At 60.4% G+C, this 20,675-nt stretch carries 16 protein-coding genes; 12 read left to right on the forward strand and 4 right to left on the reverse strand.

The features are described from left to right. Entirely contained in the window at positions 1 to 1,431 is a 1,431-nt protein-coding gene (locus F2P47_RS12475; RefSeq protein WP_152216697.1) for a mechanosensitive ion channel family protein, read from the reverse strand. A 177-nt stretch (positions 1,432 to 1,608) separates the two neighbouring features. On the opposite strand from F2P47_RS12475, the gene F2P47_RS12480 reads away from it, so the two are divergent. The 5 genes from F2P47_RS12480 to F2P47_RS12500 all read left to right on the forward strand — a co-directional run bounded on the left by F2P47_RS12480 (position 1,609) and on the right by F2P47_RS12500 (position 5,547). Continuing rightward, positions 1,609 to 2,934 carry a PP2C family protein-serine/threonine phosphatase gene (locus F2P47_RS12480; protein ID WP_152216698.1) on the forward strand — a complete coding sequence of 442 codons (1,326 nt, stop codon included), beginning with the start codon at positions 1,609 to 1,611 and terminating at the stop codon, positions 2,932 to 2,934. Between the two features lie 255 nt (positions 2,935 to 3,189). Continuing rightward, positions 3,190 to 4,275 carry a FecR family protein gene (locus F2P47_RS12485; RefSeq protein WP_152216699.1) on the forward strand — a complete coding sequence of 362 codons (1,086 nt, stop codon included), beginning with the start codon at positions 3,190 to 3,192 and terminating at the stop codon, positions 4,273 to 4,275. A 104-nt stretch (positions 4,276 to 4,379) separates the two neighbouring features. Next, complete coding sequence (locus F2P47_RS12490; protein WP_152216700.1) at positions 4,380 to 4,628, forward strand: GIY-YIG nuclease family protein; 249 nt, start codon at positions 4,380 to 4,382, stop codon at positions 4,626 to 4,628. A 15-nt stretch (positions 4,629 to 4,643) separates the two neighbouring features. Next, entirely contained in the window at positions 4,644 to 4,865 is a 222-nt protein-coding gene (locus tag F2P47_RS12495) for a SlyX family protein (RefSeq protein ID WP_185681094.1), read from the forward strand. A gap of 10 nt (positions 4,866 to 4,875) precedes the next feature. Continuing rightward, complete coding sequence (locus F2P47_RS12500) at positions 4,876 to 5,547, forward strand: pseudouridine synthase (protein WP_204886677.1); 672 nt, start codon at positions 4,876 to 4,878, stop codon at positions 5,545 to 5,547. A 23-nt stretch (positions 5,548 to 5,570) separates the two neighbouring features. On the opposite strand, the gene F2P47_RS12505 is transcribed toward F2P47_RS12500, so the two are convergent. From F2P47_RS12505 to F2P47_RS12515, 3 genes are all read right to left on the reverse strand, one after another. Continuing rightward, a complete protein-coding gene (locus F2P47_RS12505; RefSeq protein WP_152216702.1) occupies positions 5,571 to 5,840 on the reverse strand; it encodes a hypothetical protein in 270 nt (89 codons plus the stop codon). 179 nt (positions 5,841 to 6,019) lie between these two features. Next, a complete protein-coding gene (locus F2P47_RS12510; protein ID WP_152216703.1) occupies positions 6,020 to 7,189 on the reverse strand; it encodes an acyl-CoA dehydrogenase family protein in 1,170 nt (389 codons plus the stop codon). Between the two features lie 212 nt (positions 7,190 to 7,401). Next, positions 7,402 to 9,867 (reverse strand): EAL domain-containing protein, encoded by a 2,466-nt coding sequence (locus F2P47_RS12515; RefSeq protein WP_152216704.1) that lies wholly within the window; start codon positions 9,865 to 9,867, stop codon positions 7,402 to 7,404. Positions 9,868 to 10,360: 493 nt separating this feature from the next. Between F2P47_RS12515 and F2P47_RS12520 the strand changes: the two genes are divergently transcribed. The 7 genes from F2P47_RS12520 (at position 10,361) to F2P47_RS12550 (ending at position 20,380) form a co-directional block, all read left to right on the forward strand. Next, positions 10,361 to 10,450, forward strand: a complete 90-nt coding sequence (locus F2P47_RS12520; protein WP_152216705.1) for a K(+)-transporting ATPase subunit F — start codon at positions 10,361 to 10,363, stop codon at positions 10,448 to 10,450. Positions 10,451 to 10,459: 9 nt separating this feature from the next. Continuing rightward, positions 10,460 to 12,187, forward strand: coding sequence for a potassium-transporting ATPase subunit KdpA (kdpA, locus tag F2P47_RS12525; RefSeq protein WP_152216706.1), 1,728 nt, complete (start codon positions 10,460 to 10,462; stop codon positions 12,185 to 12,187). 30 nt (positions 12,188 to 12,217) lie between these two features. Continuing rightward, positions 12,218 to 14,278 (forward strand): potassium-transporting ATPase subunit KdpB, encoded by a 2,061-nt coding sequence (gene kdpB / locus F2P47_RS12530; RefSeq protein ID WP_152216721.1) that lies wholly within the window; start codon positions 12,218 to 12,220, stop codon positions 14,276 to 14,278. A 10-nt stretch (positions 14,279 to 14,288) separates the two neighbouring features. Beyond that, the gene (kdpC, locus tag F2P47_RS12535) at positions 14,289 to 14,888 is read left to right on the forward strand and encodes a potassium-transporting ATPase subunit KdpC (RefSeq protein ID WP_152216707.1); all 600 of its coding nucleotides are present in this window, start codon (positions 14,289 to 14,291) and stop codon (positions 14,886 to 14,888) included. Positions 14,889 to 14,911: 23 nt separating this feature from the next. Further along, positions 14,912 to 17,617, forward strand: coding sequence for a sensor histidine kinase (locus F2P47_RS12540; protein ID WP_152216708.1), 2,706 nt, complete (start codon positions 14,912 to 14,914; stop codon positions 17,615 to 17,617). Next, on the forward strand, positions 17,614 to 18,303 hold the full coding sequence (locus F2P47_RS12545; RefSeq protein WP_152216709.1) for a response regulator: 690 nt from the start codon (positions 17,614 to 17,616) through the stop codon (positions 18,301 to 18,303). The genes F2P47_RS12540 and F2P47_RS12545 overlap by 4 nt, the downstream gene beginning before the upstream one ends. Before the next feature lie 283 nt (positions 18,304 to 18,586). Beyond that, the gene (locus tag F2P47_RS12550) at positions 18,587 to 20,380 is read left to right on the forward strand and encodes a site-specific integrase (RefSeq protein WP_152216710.1); all 1,794 of its coding nucleotides are present in this window, start codon (positions 18,587 to 18,589) and stop codon (positions 20,378 to 20,380) included. Positions 20,381 to 20,675: the final 295 nt, after the last annotated feature.

A 20,675-nucleotide genomic window follows, 5' to 3' on the forward strand; every position in this document is an offset into this window, starting at 1 on the left:
TCAGTCGCCCGCGCTGAAGCTTCGGACGAAGAAGTCGCGCATCTTTGACAGAAGATCTTGTTCAACCGCCTTCTTGTGCACGGTTCTGTTGGACGCCTCGGCAAGCTGCACCTGCCGCTCGGCGAGGATCTGGCTGAACTGGACCAGCAGCTCCGGCGCATCGGGCAAGAGCGCTTCGATCGCTTCCTTCGTGATTTCCAGAACCCGCAGGGGCGTCGCCGCCTTCACGGTCGCCGTGCGCGGCGCACCGGTGAGGAGCGACATTTCGCCTACGATGTCGTCGAGCGCGAGCACATTGACCTGCTGCTCGCCCCCATCGATCCCCTTGACGGTTACATCTGCGGCACCGTCGAGGATCACGAACATCGAGCCCCCCGTGTCGTTCTGGCGGATGAGCGTATTGCCCGCAGGCAAGATCACGAGCCTGCATCGTGCCGCTATGTCTCCCTGCTGCTCGGCGCTGAGCGCGCGCACGAAGAGAGGCACCCGCCTGATTGCCTGCCGGGCTTCCTGGGCGAAGGGAACTTCCGTCACGGGCGGCTGGGTCAATTCAACCTGCTGGACCGGCGTCGGCAGCGCCGTCTTGCGGATCGCATCCTGTGCAGCGCGAAGCATGATCGACTGCGCCTCGTCCGGGCTGATGCGGTCCGGATAAAAATAGAACCGCACCGAGTAATAAACGGAATCCTGATCAATCCTGTCGACAAGGACCGAAGGCGCGGGATGCTGGCTCAGGCCCCGCGCCCGCGCTGCCTTGACGGCTTCGCCCATGAGAATGTTGACGGCCCGCTCGGAGGGCACACGCATATCCAGGCAGATCTCCACAGTGAGACGCTTGGCACCGTCTGGCCGGCTATGATTGGTGATCGGGTTGGACGTCACCAGGCGGTTCGGAATGATCAGCCTGCGTCCATCGTTCAATCGGATAAATGTGGTGCGCCAGGCGATACCTTCGACGCGGCCATAATCCGCCGCCCCGAGATCGGCAGCATGAATCGTGACCCAGTCGCCGATGGCATAGGAGCGATCCAGATTGATCGAGAGGCCGCCGAAGAGATCCTGGATCATTGTCTGGAGGGCGAAACCCAGAATGACCGCCGTCGCGCCGGAAGCCGCGGCAATGCCGGACGCAGCCACACCGACTTCCAGATAAAGCCCCGTCGAAAGACCGATCGCCAGAAAAATAGCAGTCGTCAGATCCCTGACGAGGGCGGGTGCCTTGCGCCCTTTCTTGCGGCGAAAAATCCGGTTCCAGTAGAAATAGCGGAACAGGCGGTCGGCAAGAAGCGACAGGACGAGTGAGAGCAAAATGCCGAGCGAGTCGACGGCAAACGCCGCCATGGAGTCAGGAAGGACCGCCAGGAACCAGCCGAGCGTCCAAAAACGCAGTAGCGCCAAGCTGGCCGCAATAATGGCAAAAGTCACAATCATATGAATAGCACCCCTCTCCGCCCCCCGACGGGCATCGACGCAATGCCGGGGTGGCGGCCTCCATATAACCTAGAGTGCGGACCAGCCCATTGACAATCGTCCGGGAAGGAATGCAGCTAGCTCTGGAGGATCGATCTCTCGTTGAACGATGGCAAAGGCTCTGCAACAACACCCATCATGCCCCACGATCTAGACACAACGCCCCTTCAGCACACAATCCGCCAGCACAATGCCTTTGCGGAATTCAGCGCGGAGGCACTCGACCGATTGATCGAGGGCAGTTCGATTGTCGCCTTTGCGCCCGACGAAATTCTCGTGCGTCAGGGGGCCGATAGCGACGCGGCCTTTTTCATCCTGGAAGGCGAGGTCGAGGTCATCGCCGAAAGCAGCTTCGGCGCTGTCCCCCTTGCTCGGCTCCCGGCCAGAAGCCTGATCGGCGACATCGGGGTCCTGGCCAACCTCCCCCGTACGGCCACGCTGCGCGCCATCGGACCGGTCAACGTCCTGCGCATCGGCCGTGACGGCCTGCTTCAGGCGGGCCGCGACCATCCGGGATTGCTGATCTCCGTGATCGGACAGCTCGGCCAGCGCCTCGGCGCGGTCAACAAGGCCGTCGGCTTCTACACCAATGCGCTGGCGGCTCTGGAGCGGCAGGATTTCGACCCGGCCATCCTCGACACATTACTCAACCCCGTTCCCGAGCTCGTCGACTTCGCACAGACGTTCCGGCGCATGGCAGAGCAGATCATCCTGCGCCGCCGCCAGCACGACGAGATGGCCAGCGCCTCCATCATCCAGCGCGCCATGCTGCCGCGCGAGACGGCGATGGAAGAATTTGCCGGAAAGGCCGACATCCACGCCGAGATGCGCCCCGCCCGCGAAGTCGGCGGCGATTTCTACGACGTTCTTCGGCTCGACGAGCGCCGGGTCGGCATTTCGGTCGGCGATGTTTGCGGCAAGGGCGTACCCGCCTCGCTCTTCATGGCCATCACGCAGACGGTGGCGCGTCTCGTCGTCCGGCAGGAACTCGATCTCGCCTCCGCCATGGCACGGGCCAATCTGCTGCTCTGTGCCGACAATGTCTCTTCCATGTTCGCCACCCTCTTCTATGCCATTCTCGATCTGGAGACGGGCGAGCTCACCTATTGCAATTGCGGTCACAATCCGCCGCTGCTCGTGCGCGGCGACGGATCGATCGAGATGCTGACGAATACCGGCATCGCGCTCGCGATGTTCGACGAGGCTCCCTATTCGAGCCGCACAACCAGGCTCGAGCCGGGCGACAGGCTCTTCCTCTATTCGGACGGCATCACCGAGGCGCACAACGAAGACAAGGCCCTTTTCGGCGACGACCGCCTCAAGGCGACGATCAGAATGGCGGCAAGCCTTCCCGGCCGACAGGCGATCGACAGCATCATCGCCGCAGTCGATGAATTCGCAGGCGACGCACCGCAGTTCGACGACATCACCTGCCTCAGCCTGCATTTCCTTCCCGCGAACTGACCACCGGGCAGCACCATGGCGGCTCGCAGCAGAAATCCTGCGGCAACCCTGTTCCGTATAGAGACAAATATACCCTGCTCAAGGTTCACCGGAACAACGCGGACGAATTCGCGTTTTACCATAGGAAAATCAATGGAAATATTTTCCCCTTGGCATAGGCTGAAGCTGACGCAGCGCGACGACAGTCTCCGCTGAATGGTGCGGTGAAGTTTAACGGCGCGAGCGGATTCAACTTTCCTTCCGGAGGTGAAGCGCATGGCGATCTCGTTTACAAAGGCCGTTCTTCGCAGCGCGGTCGTTGCCGTGTCGCTGATCGCAGGCGCTTTGCTCGCTCAACCAGCCCTCGCCGATGCGCCCGCGCAGGCCGGCATAGCCGCAACCATTCGAAACGACGTACAACAATCCTCGACCAATGGCGCCGTTCGCGCGCTTCTGTCGGGCGGTGCGGTGTTCCAGAACGATATGGTGCGGACCGGAAAGAAAGGCTCCGCCGAACTGCGCTTCCTTGACCAGACGGACCTCAAGGTCGCCCCCGGGTCGGAGGTCAAGATCGACAAGTTCGTCTACGATCCTAACCGCACTGCGGGCACGGTCGCCATCACTGTCGCAAGGGGCGCGCTGCGCTTCGTGACCGGTACGCAGGACAAGCCCGCCTACAAGATCAACACAGCCGTCGCAAGCATCGGCGTACGCGGCACGGTGCTCAACATCGTCGCGACCGAGCAGGGACTGGCGGTCGTGCTCGCCGAGGGGCAGGCCATCGTGACCGGTAACGACGGCAAGACCTCGACCATGGAGGTCGCGGGCAATATCGTCCTTGTCGGCCCGGATGGCAGCGCGACCACGCAGAGCGGCTCGCTGACCGATGCCGTAGCGAAGCTTATTCAGGAATCCGATGACCCGGCACGCACCGCTGCTCAGCTTCTCGCCGCGATCGGCGCCGTCGGAGACGAGGCCACCGAACAGAATTTGCGGGACATTGCAGCAGGCATTGCGCAGGCAGGCGTCGGCGCCGAAGACCTCGCCCAGGCCGTGAGCGACTATGTGCAGGGCGCCGTCGATCAGGCATCGAGCGCGGGCGATATCATCAAGGGCGCAAAATATCTGAACGATGATCTCAAGGGCGGAACAGGCAAGGGCCTTGCAGAGGCGGCCGCCGCCATCGGCGAGACAGACGCCAATACCGCCGCCGCGATCCAGGCCGCAGTGGACGGAGCCAACGATCCTGTTCTCAAGGACGCTTACGACGCTGCATCGGGACCGACCCAGGGCACTCAGCCCGGCGGTGACAATCTCCTCCAGAACCAGCAAAACCAGCAGGATACGCGGAGCCCGAATTAGGCGGCGGAGCAGTACCGCGAATAAAAGGCCCCGGCGGAAGCCGGGGCTTTTTCCTTGTGATGACGCCTTCGCCGGAGCTGGCTTCGGCGTTATGCTCCCGCCCCATGTCGAAGACTTGGTACCTTTACATACTGGAATGCGCGGGCGGGCGGCTCTATACAGGCATCGCCCTCGACGTGGAGGCGCGCTACAAGGCGCATGCCGAAGGGCGCGGGGCAAAATTCACGCGCAGCTTTCCACCAAGCCGGGTGGTGCTGGTGCAGAGCTTCCCTAACCGCTCAGAAGCCTCGAAAGCGGAGCACGCGCTGAAGCAGCTCTCGCCTGCGGAAAAGCGCAAGCTCGCCGAGACGTGAAAGGATATGCGTCCAATGTCAGACACCGAACTTTTGAGCGCGCGCATCGACAAGCTTGAAATGCATGCGGCTCATCAGGAACAGATGATCGAGGATCTGCAAAAGGTCGTCGCGGATCAATGGAGCGAAATCGAGCGGCTGACACGCAAGCTCGCCGCGCAAGGCGTCCGCCTCGAAGCGGTTGAGGAACGCACCGACGGCCCCGCCCCGGTCGAGCCTCCACCGCCGCATTACTAAGCTGAGGCCCATGTCGTTCGGTCCACCCAAACCCTTTCACTACGCGCCGCCGATGGAACCTTTTCTCGAGGTCCTCTATCGCGACGACGACATTCTCGTGCTGTCCAAGCCGAGCGGTTTGCTTCATGTGCCGGGCAAGCCCGCCGAACATGCCGACTGTCTCGAAGCGCGCGCGCAATCGGCTTTCCCAAGCGCGATGACCGTGCATCGTCTCGACAAGGATACCTCGGGCGTGGTGGTGATGGGGTTGAACCGCAAGGCGCATGCGCATCTCAGCCAGCAGTTCGAGACGCGGCAGACGCGCAAGGTCTATATGGCGCGCGTCTGGGGCATCGTCGCGGGAGAAAGCGGCCATATCGATCTGCCGATCGCCTGCGACTGGCCGAACCGCCCGAAGCAGATGGTCGACCGCGAGAATGGAAGACCCGCCCAAACCGACTGGAAAGTCATCGCCCGCGAAGTTGCCGCGACGCGCGTCGAGCTACATCCGGCAACCGGACGCCCGCACCAGCTCCGCGTTCACATGCTGAGCCTTGGTCATCCGATATTGGGCGACAATTTCTACGCCCATGAAGCGGCCCTTGCCGCTGCCGATCGGCTGCAACTCCATGCCGAAAAGCTGAGCTTCCGCCATCCGTCGGAAGGAAGCGACTGCGCCTTTACGGTCGCCTGCCCCTTCTGACGTCAGCAGCGCAAGACAACGTCTCAGGCGCCGAAACGCAACTCGACCGAATTGGAATTCGAGTTCGAATTGCTGTTGGAGTTGGAGTTCGAATTCGAGTTGGAGTTCCAGTTCGAATTGCCGTTCGAGTTGAAATTCCAGTTCCAGTTCGAACTGGAGCCGCCGACCGAGCCGCCACCCGAGGAACAGGCCAAAGCCGGCGTCGCCGTCGCGAAGGCATAGACGAGAACACCCGCGGCGAGAGACAGGGCGCCGCCCAGAAAGTACCAGCGCCTGGAAAGAACTATCTTCATTCGGTTCACCTCGTGACACGCATCGTCTCGCCTGACCCAAAAAGAGACATATTCGGGCCACGCGAGTCAAATTCGCTATGTACGAGGCAAGGTATGTGCCGGTCCTGATGGTTAATTCTCATCGGGGGCACGGCGCGATTGCGCATCGGCGAGGTTGAGCCCGCCGATGCGCAACAAGCTCATTTGCGGTGCGACTGCTCGACGAGCTTTCGCGCCATGCTCCAGCGATGAACTTCACTCGGGCCGTCATAGATGCGGAAGGCGCGCATATCCATGAAGATGCGCATCACGATGGTCTCGGTCGTGACGCCCTGCCCGCCCAGCACCTGCACCGCGCGATCGACGACGCGCCACGACGCTTCCGAGCAAACCACCTTGGCGCGGCTCGACTCGTAATTGCCCTTCTCTCCACGATCGAGAAGCCAGGCCGTGTGCCAGATGTGCAGCCGCGCCGTCTGCAGATCCATGTCATTGTCGGCCAGCATGAAGCCGACGCCCTCATGTTCGGCAAGCGGCTTGCCGAAAGCCTGGCGCTGCGCCGCATAGGCAAGGGCGATGTCATGTGCGCGGCGCGCCTGGCCGAGCCAGCGCATGCAATGGGTGAGACGCGCGGGCGCAAGGCGGATCTGCGCGTAGCGGAAGCCTTTGCCGATTTCGCCGAGCACATCTTCCTGCGGGATGCGCAGGTTCTCGAAGCGCAGCACGCCGTGACCGCCGGTGAAACAGGCGTCCATCGCATCCATGTTGCGTTCTAGATGGATGCCCGGCTTGTCCATGTCGGTGAGAAACATGGTCGCGGAGCCGTCTTCCATCCGCGCCATGATGATCGCGTAGGAAGCGCCGTCAGCGCCGGTGATGAACCACTTCGTGCCATTGAGCACATAGTCTGAGCCATGTTTCACGGCGGTGGTCGAAAGCATGGAGGGGTCGGAGCCTGCTCCCGGCGAAGGCTCGGTCATCGCGAAGCAGGAGCGGATCTGCCCCTCGACCTGCGGACGCAACCAGCGCTCCTTCTGCGCAGGCGTCGCGACTTCTTCCATCAGATGGATGTTGCCTTCATCCGGCGCATGGATATTCAGCGCCGTGGGCCCAAGCGTCGAATAACCCGCCTCCTCGAAGACGACGGCCTTCGCGATGTGATTGAGACCAAGGCCGCCCAACTCCTTCGAGGCATGAGGCGTCAGCAGCCCCGCCTTTTTCGCCAACGACACAAGTTCGCGGCGAAGATCTTCGTTGGGTCCATGCGAGGTCACACGCGGATCGCGCTCGAAGGGAATGATCTCGTCGGCGATGAAGCTGCGCGTGCGTTCGCGCAATTCGACGAGTTCGGGTGAAAGAGAGAAATCCAAGACGCCTCCGCCATGTGAAGTTTATCGGGCGGGGCAATGGCCAAGCGCCTCCCCCGCGGCGCGCCGGCATCATAACGACTTCCACGCGGCACTCCACCACATCGCGGGTGAGCAGAGACAAAAACGGATATCGCCTTGAGTTGCCCTAGCGTCTGTCTGGTTCGCCGGCAGGGCCATCGGTCGATCAAGCATATTCAGTCGCCGCCCTCGCCTTAATTTGGCGCAGGATTTTCATCGCACTTCACTGTCGGTTCGATGAACCCCCCGCGCAACAACTCGGTTACGCGTCCAGCTTGCACGGGCCTGCTGAAATAGAAGCCCTGACCCACCGTGCATCCGGCGGACATAAGGAAATCGAGCTGGGCCTTCGTCTGGACGCCCTCTGCAACGACCTCGACATTGAGCTCACGCGCCAGGCCGAGTGTCACCCTGGTGATCACCATGTCGCTGGCATTGTCCGGGATGCCGAGGACAAATTGTTGCGCAATTTTGAGACGGCTCACAGGGTACGCACTCAGATATGCAAGGGAGGAGTAGCCAGTTCCGAAATCATCGATCGCAATACTTGCGCCGAGATCCCTGATACGGGTCAAGGTGTCGCCATGCGCCTGCGTGGTCTCCATCAGAACGGACTCGGTAAGTTCGAGTTCGATATCGCCCGGCGCGACGTCCCACCGTTTAAAGGACTCGGACAAAAACTGTTCGTAGCCCGAATTGGTATAAAGCTCAGCGGCAGAGACATTAATCGCGACGAGCGGCGGCGCGATCCCCTGATCCCGCCAGTCCTTGATCTGCTGGCATGCACGATCGAGCACCCAGTGACCGAGCGCATTAATGCTCCCGGTCTTTTCCGCAATGGGAATGAAGCCATCCGGCATGAGCAGCCCGCGTTGCGGGTGATTCCAGCGAAGCAGCGCTTCCAGCCCCACGATCTGGCCGGAGGCGAGCTTGACCTGTGGCTGGTAGTACAGCTCCATCTCACCGTTATCGAGCGCGGCGCGCAGATCGTTGGTCAGCTCAACGCGCTCATGTACTTTCCGATCGAGTTCGGCCGAATGGAGGCAATACCGGGCGCGGCCTTCGTCCTTTGCGCGATAAAGTGCGAGATCGGCCTGCGCGAGGATCGCTTCAGGGCCGGCAATCTCCGGGTCGTAGAATGCGATTCCGGCGCTCACCGTGAGGTGAATTTCGTTGCCATCGATTTGATAGGGAGCGGCCATCGATTTCATCAGTTTGGCGGCCAGAACGCCCGCGTCCGAAGGATCGCGCAAGTCGGTTTGGAGAACCGCGAACTCGTCGCCGCCAAACCGCGCGGCAATGTCACTCTCGCGCACAGTGTTTTTGATGCGGACAGCGACGGCCTGCAACAGGCGGTCGCCTTCCACATGGCCGAGCGTGTCGTTGACGTCCTTGAACTTGTCCAGATCGAGATAAAGGACGGCAAAAGCTCTGGCGCCGCGCCTGCTGGATGCAAAAGCTTCATGGAGCCGCTCCACGAACGCAGGGCGATTGGGCAGTCCGGTGAGATCGTCATGGAGCGCCTGCTCGCGCAGCAGCGCTTCCGCTGCCTTGTACTCGGTGACGTCACGGGCTATAGCGATAGTCCGGGCGGGATTTCCGCCGGCACCCAAAGCCAAGACTGCACGGCCGCGAGCATAAAAATGGCTCCCGTCCTTTCGTTGCATCCTGAATTCGGATTCGGATATTTTGCCCGATTTTTCAGCCCCTCGGACATTTTCAGCGGGAATTTCGCGGTCCTCCGGCACGAGAAAGTCGAGCCATCGTCTGCCGATCAAATCCTCGGCCTTCTCATATCCGAGGAGCGTCGCGGTGGATGTGTTGGCCGCCTGGACAATGCCGTTCCTGTCCCAGACGACAATAGCGTCGGGCGACAGGTCGAACAGGTTACGATAATCTCGTTCGCCCTCCCGCATTGTTTTTTCGAGCAGCGCCTCCCTGGCCCAATCGCGCCTGAAGGATCTCCAGATCTCGGCATCCGGGGTTTTCTTTGTTCCATTCAAAGGATGCCCGAGATAGTGCTCCACACGAGCTTCGATCCGGTCTGGCGGCGCCATGATGAAGCGGCAAGCGTCATCGCCCTTGGCGCGACAGGAAATCTCGGTGGCGACCAGAGACACGCCGAAACTTTCCTCGCACCATCCGGAGGAATATCCGGCGCTCATAAGGCAGACCGGGAAATCGGTCCGCTTGCCGGCGCGGATCCAGGCATCCGCTTCGAAGGAGTAAGGGTGATCGTAGATAAGGTAATAATTCTCGTTGGGCTGGGGCTTCGAGTCTTCCAATATGTCTACGGAGGCCCAGCCCGCATGAGCGAAATATACAGGCCCGGCAGAAAGCTTGCTGAGCGGATCGCTCAACCCCATCGCCTGGTGAAAATGGCATGCGTCCGCTTTTCCAAGCGCATGAGCGATGTCGAATAGAACCTGACTTGCGATGCTGACGGCCTCGTGCTCCGAATGAGCGAAGAGGCGTTTGACGACATTGAAGAATTCGATAGACAACGCCGCCCCTCTAACGAGGACGAACCGCTCACCCGAAATTTCAATCATGCCCTTGGCAGGGTCATTTTGCCAGTATTCGAAAAGCCGGCTGAAATGCTCTTCGGCCTTGCCGAAAACAGCATCGAACTGTGGCGGCACCTTGACTATTCGCGGCATTGCCCGACCTCATCTTCGCGGAATTGCGGAACTCTCACGCGATGCGCGTCCCGACGGACGTTTTGCAGCGTCGATTTATCCCGCTCGGAGCCGACCGCTACAGTCGTCGTCTCCGTGTGAACTATCTACAAGGAGGTTTCAGCCACGCCATCCACCCCGCAGAAAATGACAACGCTGGGTACGGAATATTTATTAAATCACCCCAAGCAGAGCTTGTCCTGCCCCATCAGCGAGAATTTTCACTGAACTATGGATTTCGGGATAGACGAGAGACATCCGAATGCTCCCGGGTCTAATAGCGCATTTATGCCTTCTTTATTCTCCCGCTTCCTATTCCATCTCGACTTTTTACTGCGATCCAAGGTCTCATTGAGGCACCGAATAAGCTCTTGAGGATTGACCATGCTCGACATCGGCATGCTGGCCATTGCGCTCGCCTCCTTCGCGGCGCTCTACGCCTATCTCCATCTCTGCAACCGACTGTGAGGACGACATGAGCTTCGATCTCATTCTGGGCGGCGGAGTCGCCCTCTTCATCCTCGGCTATCTTCTAGTCGTCCTTGCCATGCCAGAAAGGTTCTAGGAGCCTGCCATGACAGCGAACGGTCTTATCCAGATCGCGCTCTTCAGCGCGATCGTCCTCCTCGTTACACGCCCGCTCGGCGGCTACATGACACGCGTCTTCAACGGAGACTATGTCTTCCTCACGCCGATCCTCCGGCCCATCGAGATGCTCTTCTACAAGCTCGCTGGCGTCGACGAAAAGGACGACCAGCATTGGCTTCGCTATGGTGGGGCGATGCTCATGTTCAGCGTCGCCGGCTTCGCGCTCCTCTACGCGATCCTGAGATTGCAAGGCTACCTACCCTTCAACCCGCAGGGATTCGGTGCCGTCGAGCCGATGCTCGCCTTCAACACCGCGATCTCCTTCGTCACCAACACCAACTGGCAGAACTATGGCGGCGAGACGACGCTGAGCTATTTCACCCAGATGGCCGGGCTGACTGTTCACAACTTCGTATCGGCAGCAACGGGCATCGCGCTGGCGATGGCCTTCATCCGCGGCTTCTCCCGCGCCTCGGCCAAAGGTCTCGGCAATTTCTGGGTCGACCTCACCCGCTGCTCGCTCTATGTGCTGCTCCCGGTCTCGATCGTCGTCGGCCTCTTCTTCATCTGGCAGGGCATGCCGCAAACGCTCGGCGCCTATGTCAATGCAACGACCATCGAAGGTGCGCACCAGACCATCGCGGTCGGCCCGGTTGCTTCGCAGGAAGTGATCAAGATGTTCGGCACGAATGGCGGTGGCTTCTTCAACGCAAACTCCACCCATCCCTTCGAGAACCCGAACGCGATCACCAATCTCGTTCAGATGGTTCTCATCTTCGCCATTGGCGCCGCGCTGACCAACGTCTTCGGCCGAATGGTCAAAAACGAATGGCAGGGCTGGGCTCTTTTCGGCACCATGTCCGTGCTTTTCCTTGTCGGCGCTCTCATCGCTTATCACTTCGAGGCCGCCGGCAATCCGAACATCACCGCGCTCGGCGTCGACCAGGCTGCAAGTGCGCTCCAGGCCGGCGGCAACATGGAGGGCAAGGATGTCCGCTTCGGCATCGCCAACTCCGCCCTCTTCGCCACCGTCACTACGGATGCGTCCTGCGGCGCCGTCAACGCCTGGCATGACAGCTTCACGCCGCTCGCCGGCCTCGTTCCCCTCGTCAACATGGAACTCGGCGAAATCATCTTCGGCGGCGTCGGCTCCGGCCTCTACGGCATGCTTCTCTTTGCCATCGTCGCGGTGTTCATCGCCGGTCTGATGGTCGGACGCACACCGGAATATGTCGGCAAGAAGATCGAGGGCTACGACGTCAAGATGACGGCGCTCGCCATTATCATCCTTCCCTTCTCGATCCTCGGCTTTACGGCGCTTGCGAGCTCACTCCCGTTCGGCGTGTCGAGCATCGCCAATGCGGGACCGCACGGCTTCAGCGAGATTCTTTATGGCTTCAGTTCTACGACAGCGAACAACGGCAGCGCCTTCGGCGGCCTGACCGGCAACACGCCCTTCTACAACATCACCCTCGGGCTTGCGATGGCGATCGGCCGCTTCGGCATGATCGTTCCGATGCTCGCCGTTGCTGGCTCTCTTGGCCGCAAGAAGCTCGTTGCCTCGTCCGTGGGCACCTTCCCGACCGATAGCGGGCTCTTCGTCGCGATCCTTACCGCGGTCATCCTGATCGTCGGCGGGCTCACTTTCTTCCCGGCTCTATCGCTCGGTCCGATCGTCGAGCACTTCTCGATGATCCACGGCACGCTTTACTGAGGAACAATCATGTCACTCGCTCACAATCCGATGGCCAGCGAACCCTCGTCTCATCGCATCAAAACATCGTCACTCTTCCGTGGCGACCTCGTCAGGCAGGCGATCGTCGATTCCCTCGTGAAGCTCAGCCCGCGAACGCTGGTCAAGAACCCGGTCATGTTTGTGGTCGAGATCGTAGCCGCGCTTACGACCATCCTGCTGGTGCGCGATCTCGCCGCCGGTGCCCATGTCGGCTTCACCGTCCAGATCGTCTTCTGGCTCTGGTTCACGGTCATCTTCGCGAATTTTGCCGAAGCCCTCGCCGAGGGTCGCGGCAAAGCCCAGGCCGATGCACTTCGCCGCACACGGTCGGAGGCCGTCGCCAAGCTCCTGCAGAAGAACGGCAGCTACGAGATAGTGCCGGCTGCGGAACTCAAGGTCGGAGACGTCGTGCTCGTCGAGGTCAACGACCTCATCCCGAGTGACGGCGAGGTCATCGACGGCGTAGCCTCCGTCGATGAATCCGCCATTACCGGCGAATCCGCACCCGTCATCCGCGAAAGCGGCGGCGATCGTTCAGCCGTCACCGGCGGTACGCGCGTGCTGTCGGACCAGATCAAGGTCCGCATCACCGCGGCGCAGGGATCGACCTTCCTTGACCGCATGATCCACCTTGTCGAAGGTGCCGAACGGCAAAAGACGCCAAACGAGATCGCACTCAATATCCTTCTCGTCGGCCTCACCATCATCTTCCTCTTCGCGACGGTAACGATCCCGAGCTTCGTCTCCTATGCGGGTGGCGCCGTCTCCGTCACGGTGCTGGTCGCCCTCTTCGTTACGCTCATCCCGACGACGATCGGCGCTCTTCTTTCCGCCATCGGCATCGCCGGCATGGATCGCCTGGTCAAGTTCAACGTGCTGGCCATGTCTGGCCGCGCCGTTGAGGCGGCTGGCGACGTCGATACGCTTCTTCTCGACAAGACCGGCACCATCACCCTCGGTAACCGCGTCGCGAGCGAATTCGTGACCATGCCTGGCGTCAGCGACCACGAGCTTGCAGACGCCGCCCAACTCTCTTCGCTGAGCGATGAGACACCTGAGGGCCGCTCCATCGTCGTCCTTGCCAAGGAGAAATACGGTCTGCGCGGCCGCGAACTCGCCAATCTCCATGCGAAGTTCATCCCCTTCTCGGCCCAAACCCGCATGAGCGGCATCGATATCGACGATCATCAGATCCGCAAGGGCGCCGCCGACTCGATCCTCAAATTCGTCACGTCGAATGTGCCGAATGCGATCGTGCCGAGGGAATTCCAGCAGATCGTCGACAAGATCGCGCGCGCCGGCGGCACACCGCTCGCGGTCTCGAAGGACGGCGCCATCCTCGGCGTCATTCATCTGAAGGACATCGTCAAGGGCGGCATCCGCGAACGCTTCGCAGCGCTACGCCGGATGGGCATCCGCACCATCATGATCACGGGCGACAACCCGCTGACGGCGGCCGCTATTGCGGCGGAATCGGGCGTGGACGACTTCCTCGCCCAGGCGACGCCAGAGGACAAGCTGCGCCTCATCCGCGAGGAGCAGGCCAAGGGCAAGCTCGTTGCCATGTGCGGTGACGGCACCAACGACGCCCCCGCGCTCGCCCAGGCCGATGTCGGCGTCGCCATGCAGACCGGCACGCAGGCTGCCCGCGAAGCTGGCAACATGATCGACCTCGACAGCGACCCGACCAAGCTCATCGAGATCGTCGCCATCGGAAAGCAGCTTCTGATGACGCGCGGAACGCTGACCACCTTCTCGATCGCCAACGACGTCGCCAAATATTTCGCGATCATCCCCGCCATGTTCGCCGTCTTCTACCCGCAACTCGGCGTACTCAACATCATGCATCTGGCGACGCCGCAAAGCGCGATCCTGTCCGCCATCATCTTCAACGCCCTCATCATCATCGCGCTCATCCCGCTGGCGCTCAGGGGCGTCCAGTACACGCCGCGCAGCGCCGCCTCCTTCCTGATCCGCAATCTGGTGATCTACGGCGCGGGCGGCGTGATCGTTCCCTTTGTCGGCATCAAGCTCATCGACGTCATCATCACGACGATCGGTCTCGTCTGAGGAACAAGCCATGTTGAAAGATATTCGTCCTGCCATCGTCCTCCTCGCGCTTTTTACACTGCTCCTCGGCCTGGCCTATCCGCTCGGGATGACGCGCGTCGCGGGGGCTCTCTTTCCCCATCAAGCAGAAGGCAGCCTTATTGAGAAAAACGGCATCGTGATCGGCTCCGAGATCATTGGCCAAACCTTCACGGGCGAGAAATATTTCCACGGCCGCCCGTCTGCCACGACCGGCACGGACGACAAGGGCAACTCCATCGCCCTTCCCAACAATGCTGCGAATTCGATGGGCTCCAATCTCGGGCCGACCAACAAGGCGCTCATCGAGCGCATCAAGAACGAGGTCGAGAAGCTCAAGGCCGAGAATCCCAATGCGGCCATTCCGGTCGACATGGTCACCACCTCGGCGAGCGGCTTCGACCCCGACATCACACCGGCAGCCGCCCTCTTCCAGATGCCCCGTGTCGCCAAGGCCCGCAACCTCGATCCCGCGAAAGTCGAAGCGCTCATCAATCAGTTCACGAAGCCTCGAACCCTCGGTATCATCGGCGAACCGGCCGTCAATGTCCTGAAGCTCAACATGGCTCTGGACAGCGAGGCAGTGAAATAGGCGCGTTGATCCGATAGGGATAAATGACAAGCACCGACCAGAAGGCGAGGCGGCCCACTCCCGAAGCCCTGCTGGAGCAGGCGGCGACGGAAGGGCACGGCAAGCTCAAGATCTTTCTCGGTGCCGCGCCCGGTGTCGGAAAGACCTACGAAATGCTGAGTTCCGGCGCCCAGCGCCAGAAGGAAGGCATCGATGTCGTGATCGGCATCGTCGAGACGCATGGCCGGGCGGAGACCGAAAGGTTGACGCACGGCCTCGACTCCCTTCCCCGTGCACGGGTCTCCTACAAGGGCCGCATTCTCGAGGAGATGGATATCGACGCTGTGCTCGCGCGACGCCCGTCGCTCGTCCTCGTCGATGAGCTCGCGCACACCAATGCGCCTGGCTCGCGCCATCCCAAACGCTATCAGGATGTCGAGGAGCTTCTCGACGCCGGCATCGACGTCTATACGACGCTCAACATCCAGCATGTCGAAAGTCTCAACGACGTCATCGCACAGATCACGCGCATCCGCGTACGCGAGACGGTACCGGACTCGATCATCGACCGTGCCGACGAGATCGAAGTCATCGACATCACGCCGGAGGAGCTGATCCAGCGCCTTCACGAGGGCAAGGTCTATGTTCGCGACGCGGCGCAGCGCGCACTGAAGCATTATTTCTCGCCGGGCAATCTGACTGCGCTCCGCGAGCTGGCGCTCCGGCGTACCGCCCAGCGCGTCGACGAGCAGATGCTGAGCTATATGCGCGCGCACGCCATCGCCGGTCCCTGGGCCACGGATGAGCGCCTGCTCGTCTGCATCGATGGCGGCCCCGCCTCCGCCGGCATCGTCCGCTATGCGAGGCGCGCCGCCGACAGGCTGCGCTGCACATGGGCGGCGATCCATGTCGAGACGCTCGGACATGTTCCGTTGACGGAAGGAGAGCGCGATCGGCTGGACGAGGCGCTTCGCCTTGCCGAGACACTCGGGGGAGAGGCCGTCATGGCATCGGGCGACCATGTCGCCGGCGCGATCCTCGACTATGCGCGCGAAAACAATGTCACCCAGATCGTGCTCGGGCGTCCGCGCGGCGACCGCTGGTTCGACAGGTTCCGCCGCACCAGCGTCGATAGCCTGATCCGCGACGCGGGTCCCATCGGTGTCCATGTTGTGCCCGGCGACGAAGACCCATCACCAGACAAGGCCGTGCGCATACGCGCTACCACCGAGGGCGTCGATGCAATGCCCTATGCCGTGAGCACGCTCACCGTCGCCGTGGCGCTCGCGATCGGCGAGCTTATCCAGTTCGTCGCGGCGCTACCGAACATCTCGCTGGTCTTCCTTGCCGCCATTCTCTTTACCGCCGTCAATTACGGGCTGTGGCCGTCGCTCTATGCCTCGCTCATCAGCACACTTGCCTATAACTTCTTCTTCCTGGCGCCGCTCTACACCTTCACCATCACCGACCCGGCGAACATTCTCGCCCTCATCTTCTTCACCATCGTCGCGGTCCTCACGAGCAACCTGACGGCGCGGACAAGGCGGCAGATCGTCGTCGCCCAGTCGCAGGTTAAGACGACCACCGAACTCAATTCCTTCAGCCGCAAGCTCGCGGGCATCAACGATCTCGATGACCTTCTCTGGGCAGCCGCCTTCCAGATCGCCTCCATGCTGCAGCTGCGCGTCGTCTTTCTTTTTCCTGCTGATGGGCACATGAGCGTCACGGCAGGCTATCCGCCCGAAGATGTCGCGGACGATGCGGACCTCGCCGCCGCCCGCTGGGCTTACGACCATCAACGGGCTGCCGGCCGGAGCTCCGATACGCTGCCGGGCGCCAAGCGCCTTTTCCTGCCGATCAAGACGGCGACAGGCATGCTCGCTGTCGTGGGCCTCGACCGCGAGACGCCGGGACCACTCTTCACGGCGGATGAACGCCGCCTTCTGGACGCGTTGCTCGATCAGATCGCGGTCTCGATCGAGCGCATCCGGCTCGCCGAGGACATCGATAATGCGCGAGTTCTGAGCGAGACCGAACGCTTACGGAGTACGCTCCTGACCTCCATCTCGCACGATTTGAGAACCCCGCTTGCGTCCATCATCGGCTCTGTAACGAGCCTCAAGACCTATTTTGATCGCTTCGATGCCGCGCAGCGGAACGACCTTTTATCGACAATCGAGGACGAGGCCGAGCGGCTGAACCGCTTTGTCGGCAATCTCCTCGACATCACCCGGCTCGAGTCCGGCGCACTCAATATTCGCATGACCAGAGTCGACCTCACTGAACTCACCGAGACGGCACTCCGGCGCGCGTCCAGACTGCTTTCGACGCACCACGTCGCGGTTAGCGTTCCGTCCAATCTGCCCTCGGTTATGGCCGACCCCATCCTCCTCGAACAGGTGCTGTTCAACCTTCTCGACAACGCCGCAAAATATTCGCCGGCGGGGAGCACCATTCGTATCGAAGCGGCCTCGGCAGGAAAAAAGGTCCTGATCAGCGTGCTTGACGAAGGAGAAGGCATTCCGCCCGAAGAATTGGAAACCATCTTTGACAAGTTCCGCCGGGCAGGATCAGGTGACAACCGTCCGGCAGGCACGGGACTGGGGCTCGCCATTTGCCGGGGTTTCGTCGAAGTGTTCGGCGGCACGATTTCCGCGACCAGCCGCGCCAGAGGACACGGCTCGGTCTTCACGATCCAGCTACCCTCTACTGAAGTCGTTCAACACCAGTCTGCAGAAGTGAACCATTGACCGTTCCAATACACATCCTTGTCGTGGACGACGAGCCGCAGATTCGCCGCTTTCTGCGCACAAGCCTCGGCGCGCAGGGCTATCGGCTTTCGGAAGCATCGAACGCAGCCGATGCCGCTTCCATCGCTGAGAAAGACAAGCCTGACCTCGTCATCCTCGATCTCGGCCTGCCGGATGGAGAAGGCTTCGGTGTAATCGAGCAGCTGCGGCTCTCTTCTCAGGTGCCGATCGTGATCCTCTCGGTCCGCAATGACGAGCAAGGCAAGGTTCGCGCTCTCGACCTTGGCGCCGACGACTATGTGACGAAACCTTTCGGCATGGAGGAACTCATGGCGCGGATCCGGACCGCGCTTCGCCATCGCCTGCAGGTCCAGGGTGAAGCACCCCTGTTCCGCAGCGGTGCCTTGTCCGTCGACCTCGTGCGCCGTGTCGTGACCGTTGCCGACAACGAAGTGAAGCTCTCCGCGAAGGAATACGACCTGCTGCGGATACTCATCGCACATGCAGGAAAAGTCCTGACGCACGGCTTTCTTCTCAAGGAAGTCTGGGGACCGGCGCATGCCGAGGATGTGCAATATCTCCGTGTCTACATCCGTCAATTGCGCGAGAAACTCGAAGCCGACCCTACCCGTCCACAATTGATTCTGACGGAAACCGGCGTCGGCTACCGGCTCCGCCTCGACTAGCGGATGACCTCCGGTCTCACGCTCAGAAGCGTGGCATTCGTCGTCTGATTTCACTCGGCGCAGTCTGGGCCGGCGAGCGATACAGGCGGCACATTTTCCCCCGAACCCGTACCGAAGGAACTCTCCAAGCCTTTGATTTATAGGGGTGTTGAGAAAGGTGGTAGCGGAGGAGGGACGCTCTACCGCGCCACCCGAATCCCCTTAAATCTCAATATCTTAGATATATCAACAACTTACAAGAGACCAGACTGGTACATTTTACTGGTACATTCTGGGTCTCCTGATGCGCGTTCCCACCAACATTTTCAGACGCGGTGCAATTTTTTATCACCGCCAAGTCGTTCCTAAGGACCTCCTCGCTATAACGGGTTGTAGAGAGCTGAAGCTCTCTCTGCGCACACGCTGTCCTCATACGGCAAGAAGGCGTGGCGCGGTCGTGCAACTGCGAGCGGAAACTCTGTTCGCCTACTTGAGACGGAAAACCTCCTTGCTACCGCTACAGGCGCAAACCGCTATTAAAGCCTTCTATGTCCAAAGTCTGGAGGCTGACGCCGCCGAAAGGAGAAGCGGAAATCCGAGACCCGCCGCTCACGATGAAGCGCAGCGCTTGGCGCTTGATAGCGTTGAACAGGACATCATTGTTGCGCTCCGCCGGGGTAACATTAGCCTTGCGGAAGACTTCATGGATTCCGAGTTCCGTGGATTGGACGAATCTGAACGCAGCTCAGCGTATTACGGCGAACTTTGTCAGAGCGTATTGCGTTCAAGCCTCGAAGTTATTCGTCGGCTGAAGGAGCGAGAGGAAGGAAATTGGGGCGGGATTCCGTCCGATCCCCTTCTCCTCGCCATGACGCTTGCGCCAACAGCGGTTTACGCTATGGCGACTTCCACCATGCCTATTTCAGCACCGGCAACCATTGGAACGCCTGTACCCCCTGCCACCACCAACGTGCCGACAATGGAGGAGCTGATCGAAGCATTCTTCAGGGAGAAGCGTAAGGCTAGCGGGAGCAGTGGCGATGCCGGCTTCGGCAAATATGAAAGAGAGTTCCGCGCCTCGCTGGAGTGGTTCCGTCAGTATTTTGACGGCTACTGGGCACCGGGCGCCTACCAGAGGCACGATCTCGTCAAATATAAGGACGCGTTGCTGGACGTCCCGAAGAACTTTCAGAAGTTCTTCCCCGGCCGGACCATCAAAGAGGCGATCATTGGGAACCGTGTGGCGCACAGACCTACACTTAATACCAACACAATCAACAACAAGCGGCTAGGCGACCTCAAGACATTCTTTCGATGGCTGCATAGCAATGCCTACATCACAACCAATCCGATCGATGGCGTATCGGCCACCCCCCCGAGCAAGAATGCATCGACCCGCCAGAAGCGATACCCCTTCTCTATCGGCGATCTAAAAAAGATATTCCAGTCTCAGGCTTTTCTAGACTTGTCAGCGCATCGCGGCCTCAGAACCGATGACGATCTCAGCGAAGCGCACAAGTACTGGTTGCCGCTTCTGGCTCTTTTCACCGGATGCCGGATGGCGGAGCTCGCTCAATTGCAATGCGCCGACCTGGTCACTTTGGAGGGAAGCCTATTTCTGCGAATCACCGAAGAGGTCAAAGCAGAAACTAAGGACCGCAGCTTGCGAAAATCCGTAAAAAACGCCGGTTCTGATCGGCTTATGCCGGTGCATCCCGAACTCATCAAGCTGGGTTTCGACAAATTTGTCGCCGCCGCTAAGGCGTCGACGAATGATCGTCTGTTTCCCGGATGCGAGCGCAGCAAGGCGGATGGGAGCTTCACACCCTACTCGAAGTTTTTCGCGCGCTTCCTCAAAAGGATCGGCGTCAAGAAGGACCAGATGCTTGCGTTTCATTCCTTCCGGCACAACTTCGAGGATGCCATGAGGGAGGCTGGTCTCGATCAGCACATTCGGTATCGCCTCGCCGGCCGTGCCGACAATCATTCGTCGGCGGGATATGGCAATGGCCATCGACCGGCTCGGCTGTTGGAGGAAATCTCAAAGATTCAATATCCGAGTCTTGACCTTATCCATTTGGAGGTCACCGAGGGATAGTCTTCTGTTTACTCTGCTCGGTGACCCTATCCGTCGAGCGCTGGAGGTGCTTTTAGGAATCCAAAAGGAGAACGGCGACTTCCAAAAGCTTCACCTCTCCCTTTGACAGTTTTTCCGGGAAATCGTTCGGCTAGATACCTGAGCGTCAAAACTGACTTATCCAGATATTCCAACGCCTAATGCGCTAGCCAATGCCTTGCATTTAGGCCGCATCTAATGTAAGCGGTGTTTTGCCCCCACATTACCTCTGGCGTCGTGATCTGCGATCACCTTTTGATGGAAGATTGCAGGGAGT

Origin of the sequence: Parvibaculum sedimenti, assembly GCF_009184905.1 — a bacterium.
GTDB classification, from domain to species: domain Bacteria; phylum Pseudomonadota; class Alphaproteobacteria; order Parvibaculales; family Parvibaculaceae; genus Parvibaculum; species Parvibaculum sedimenti.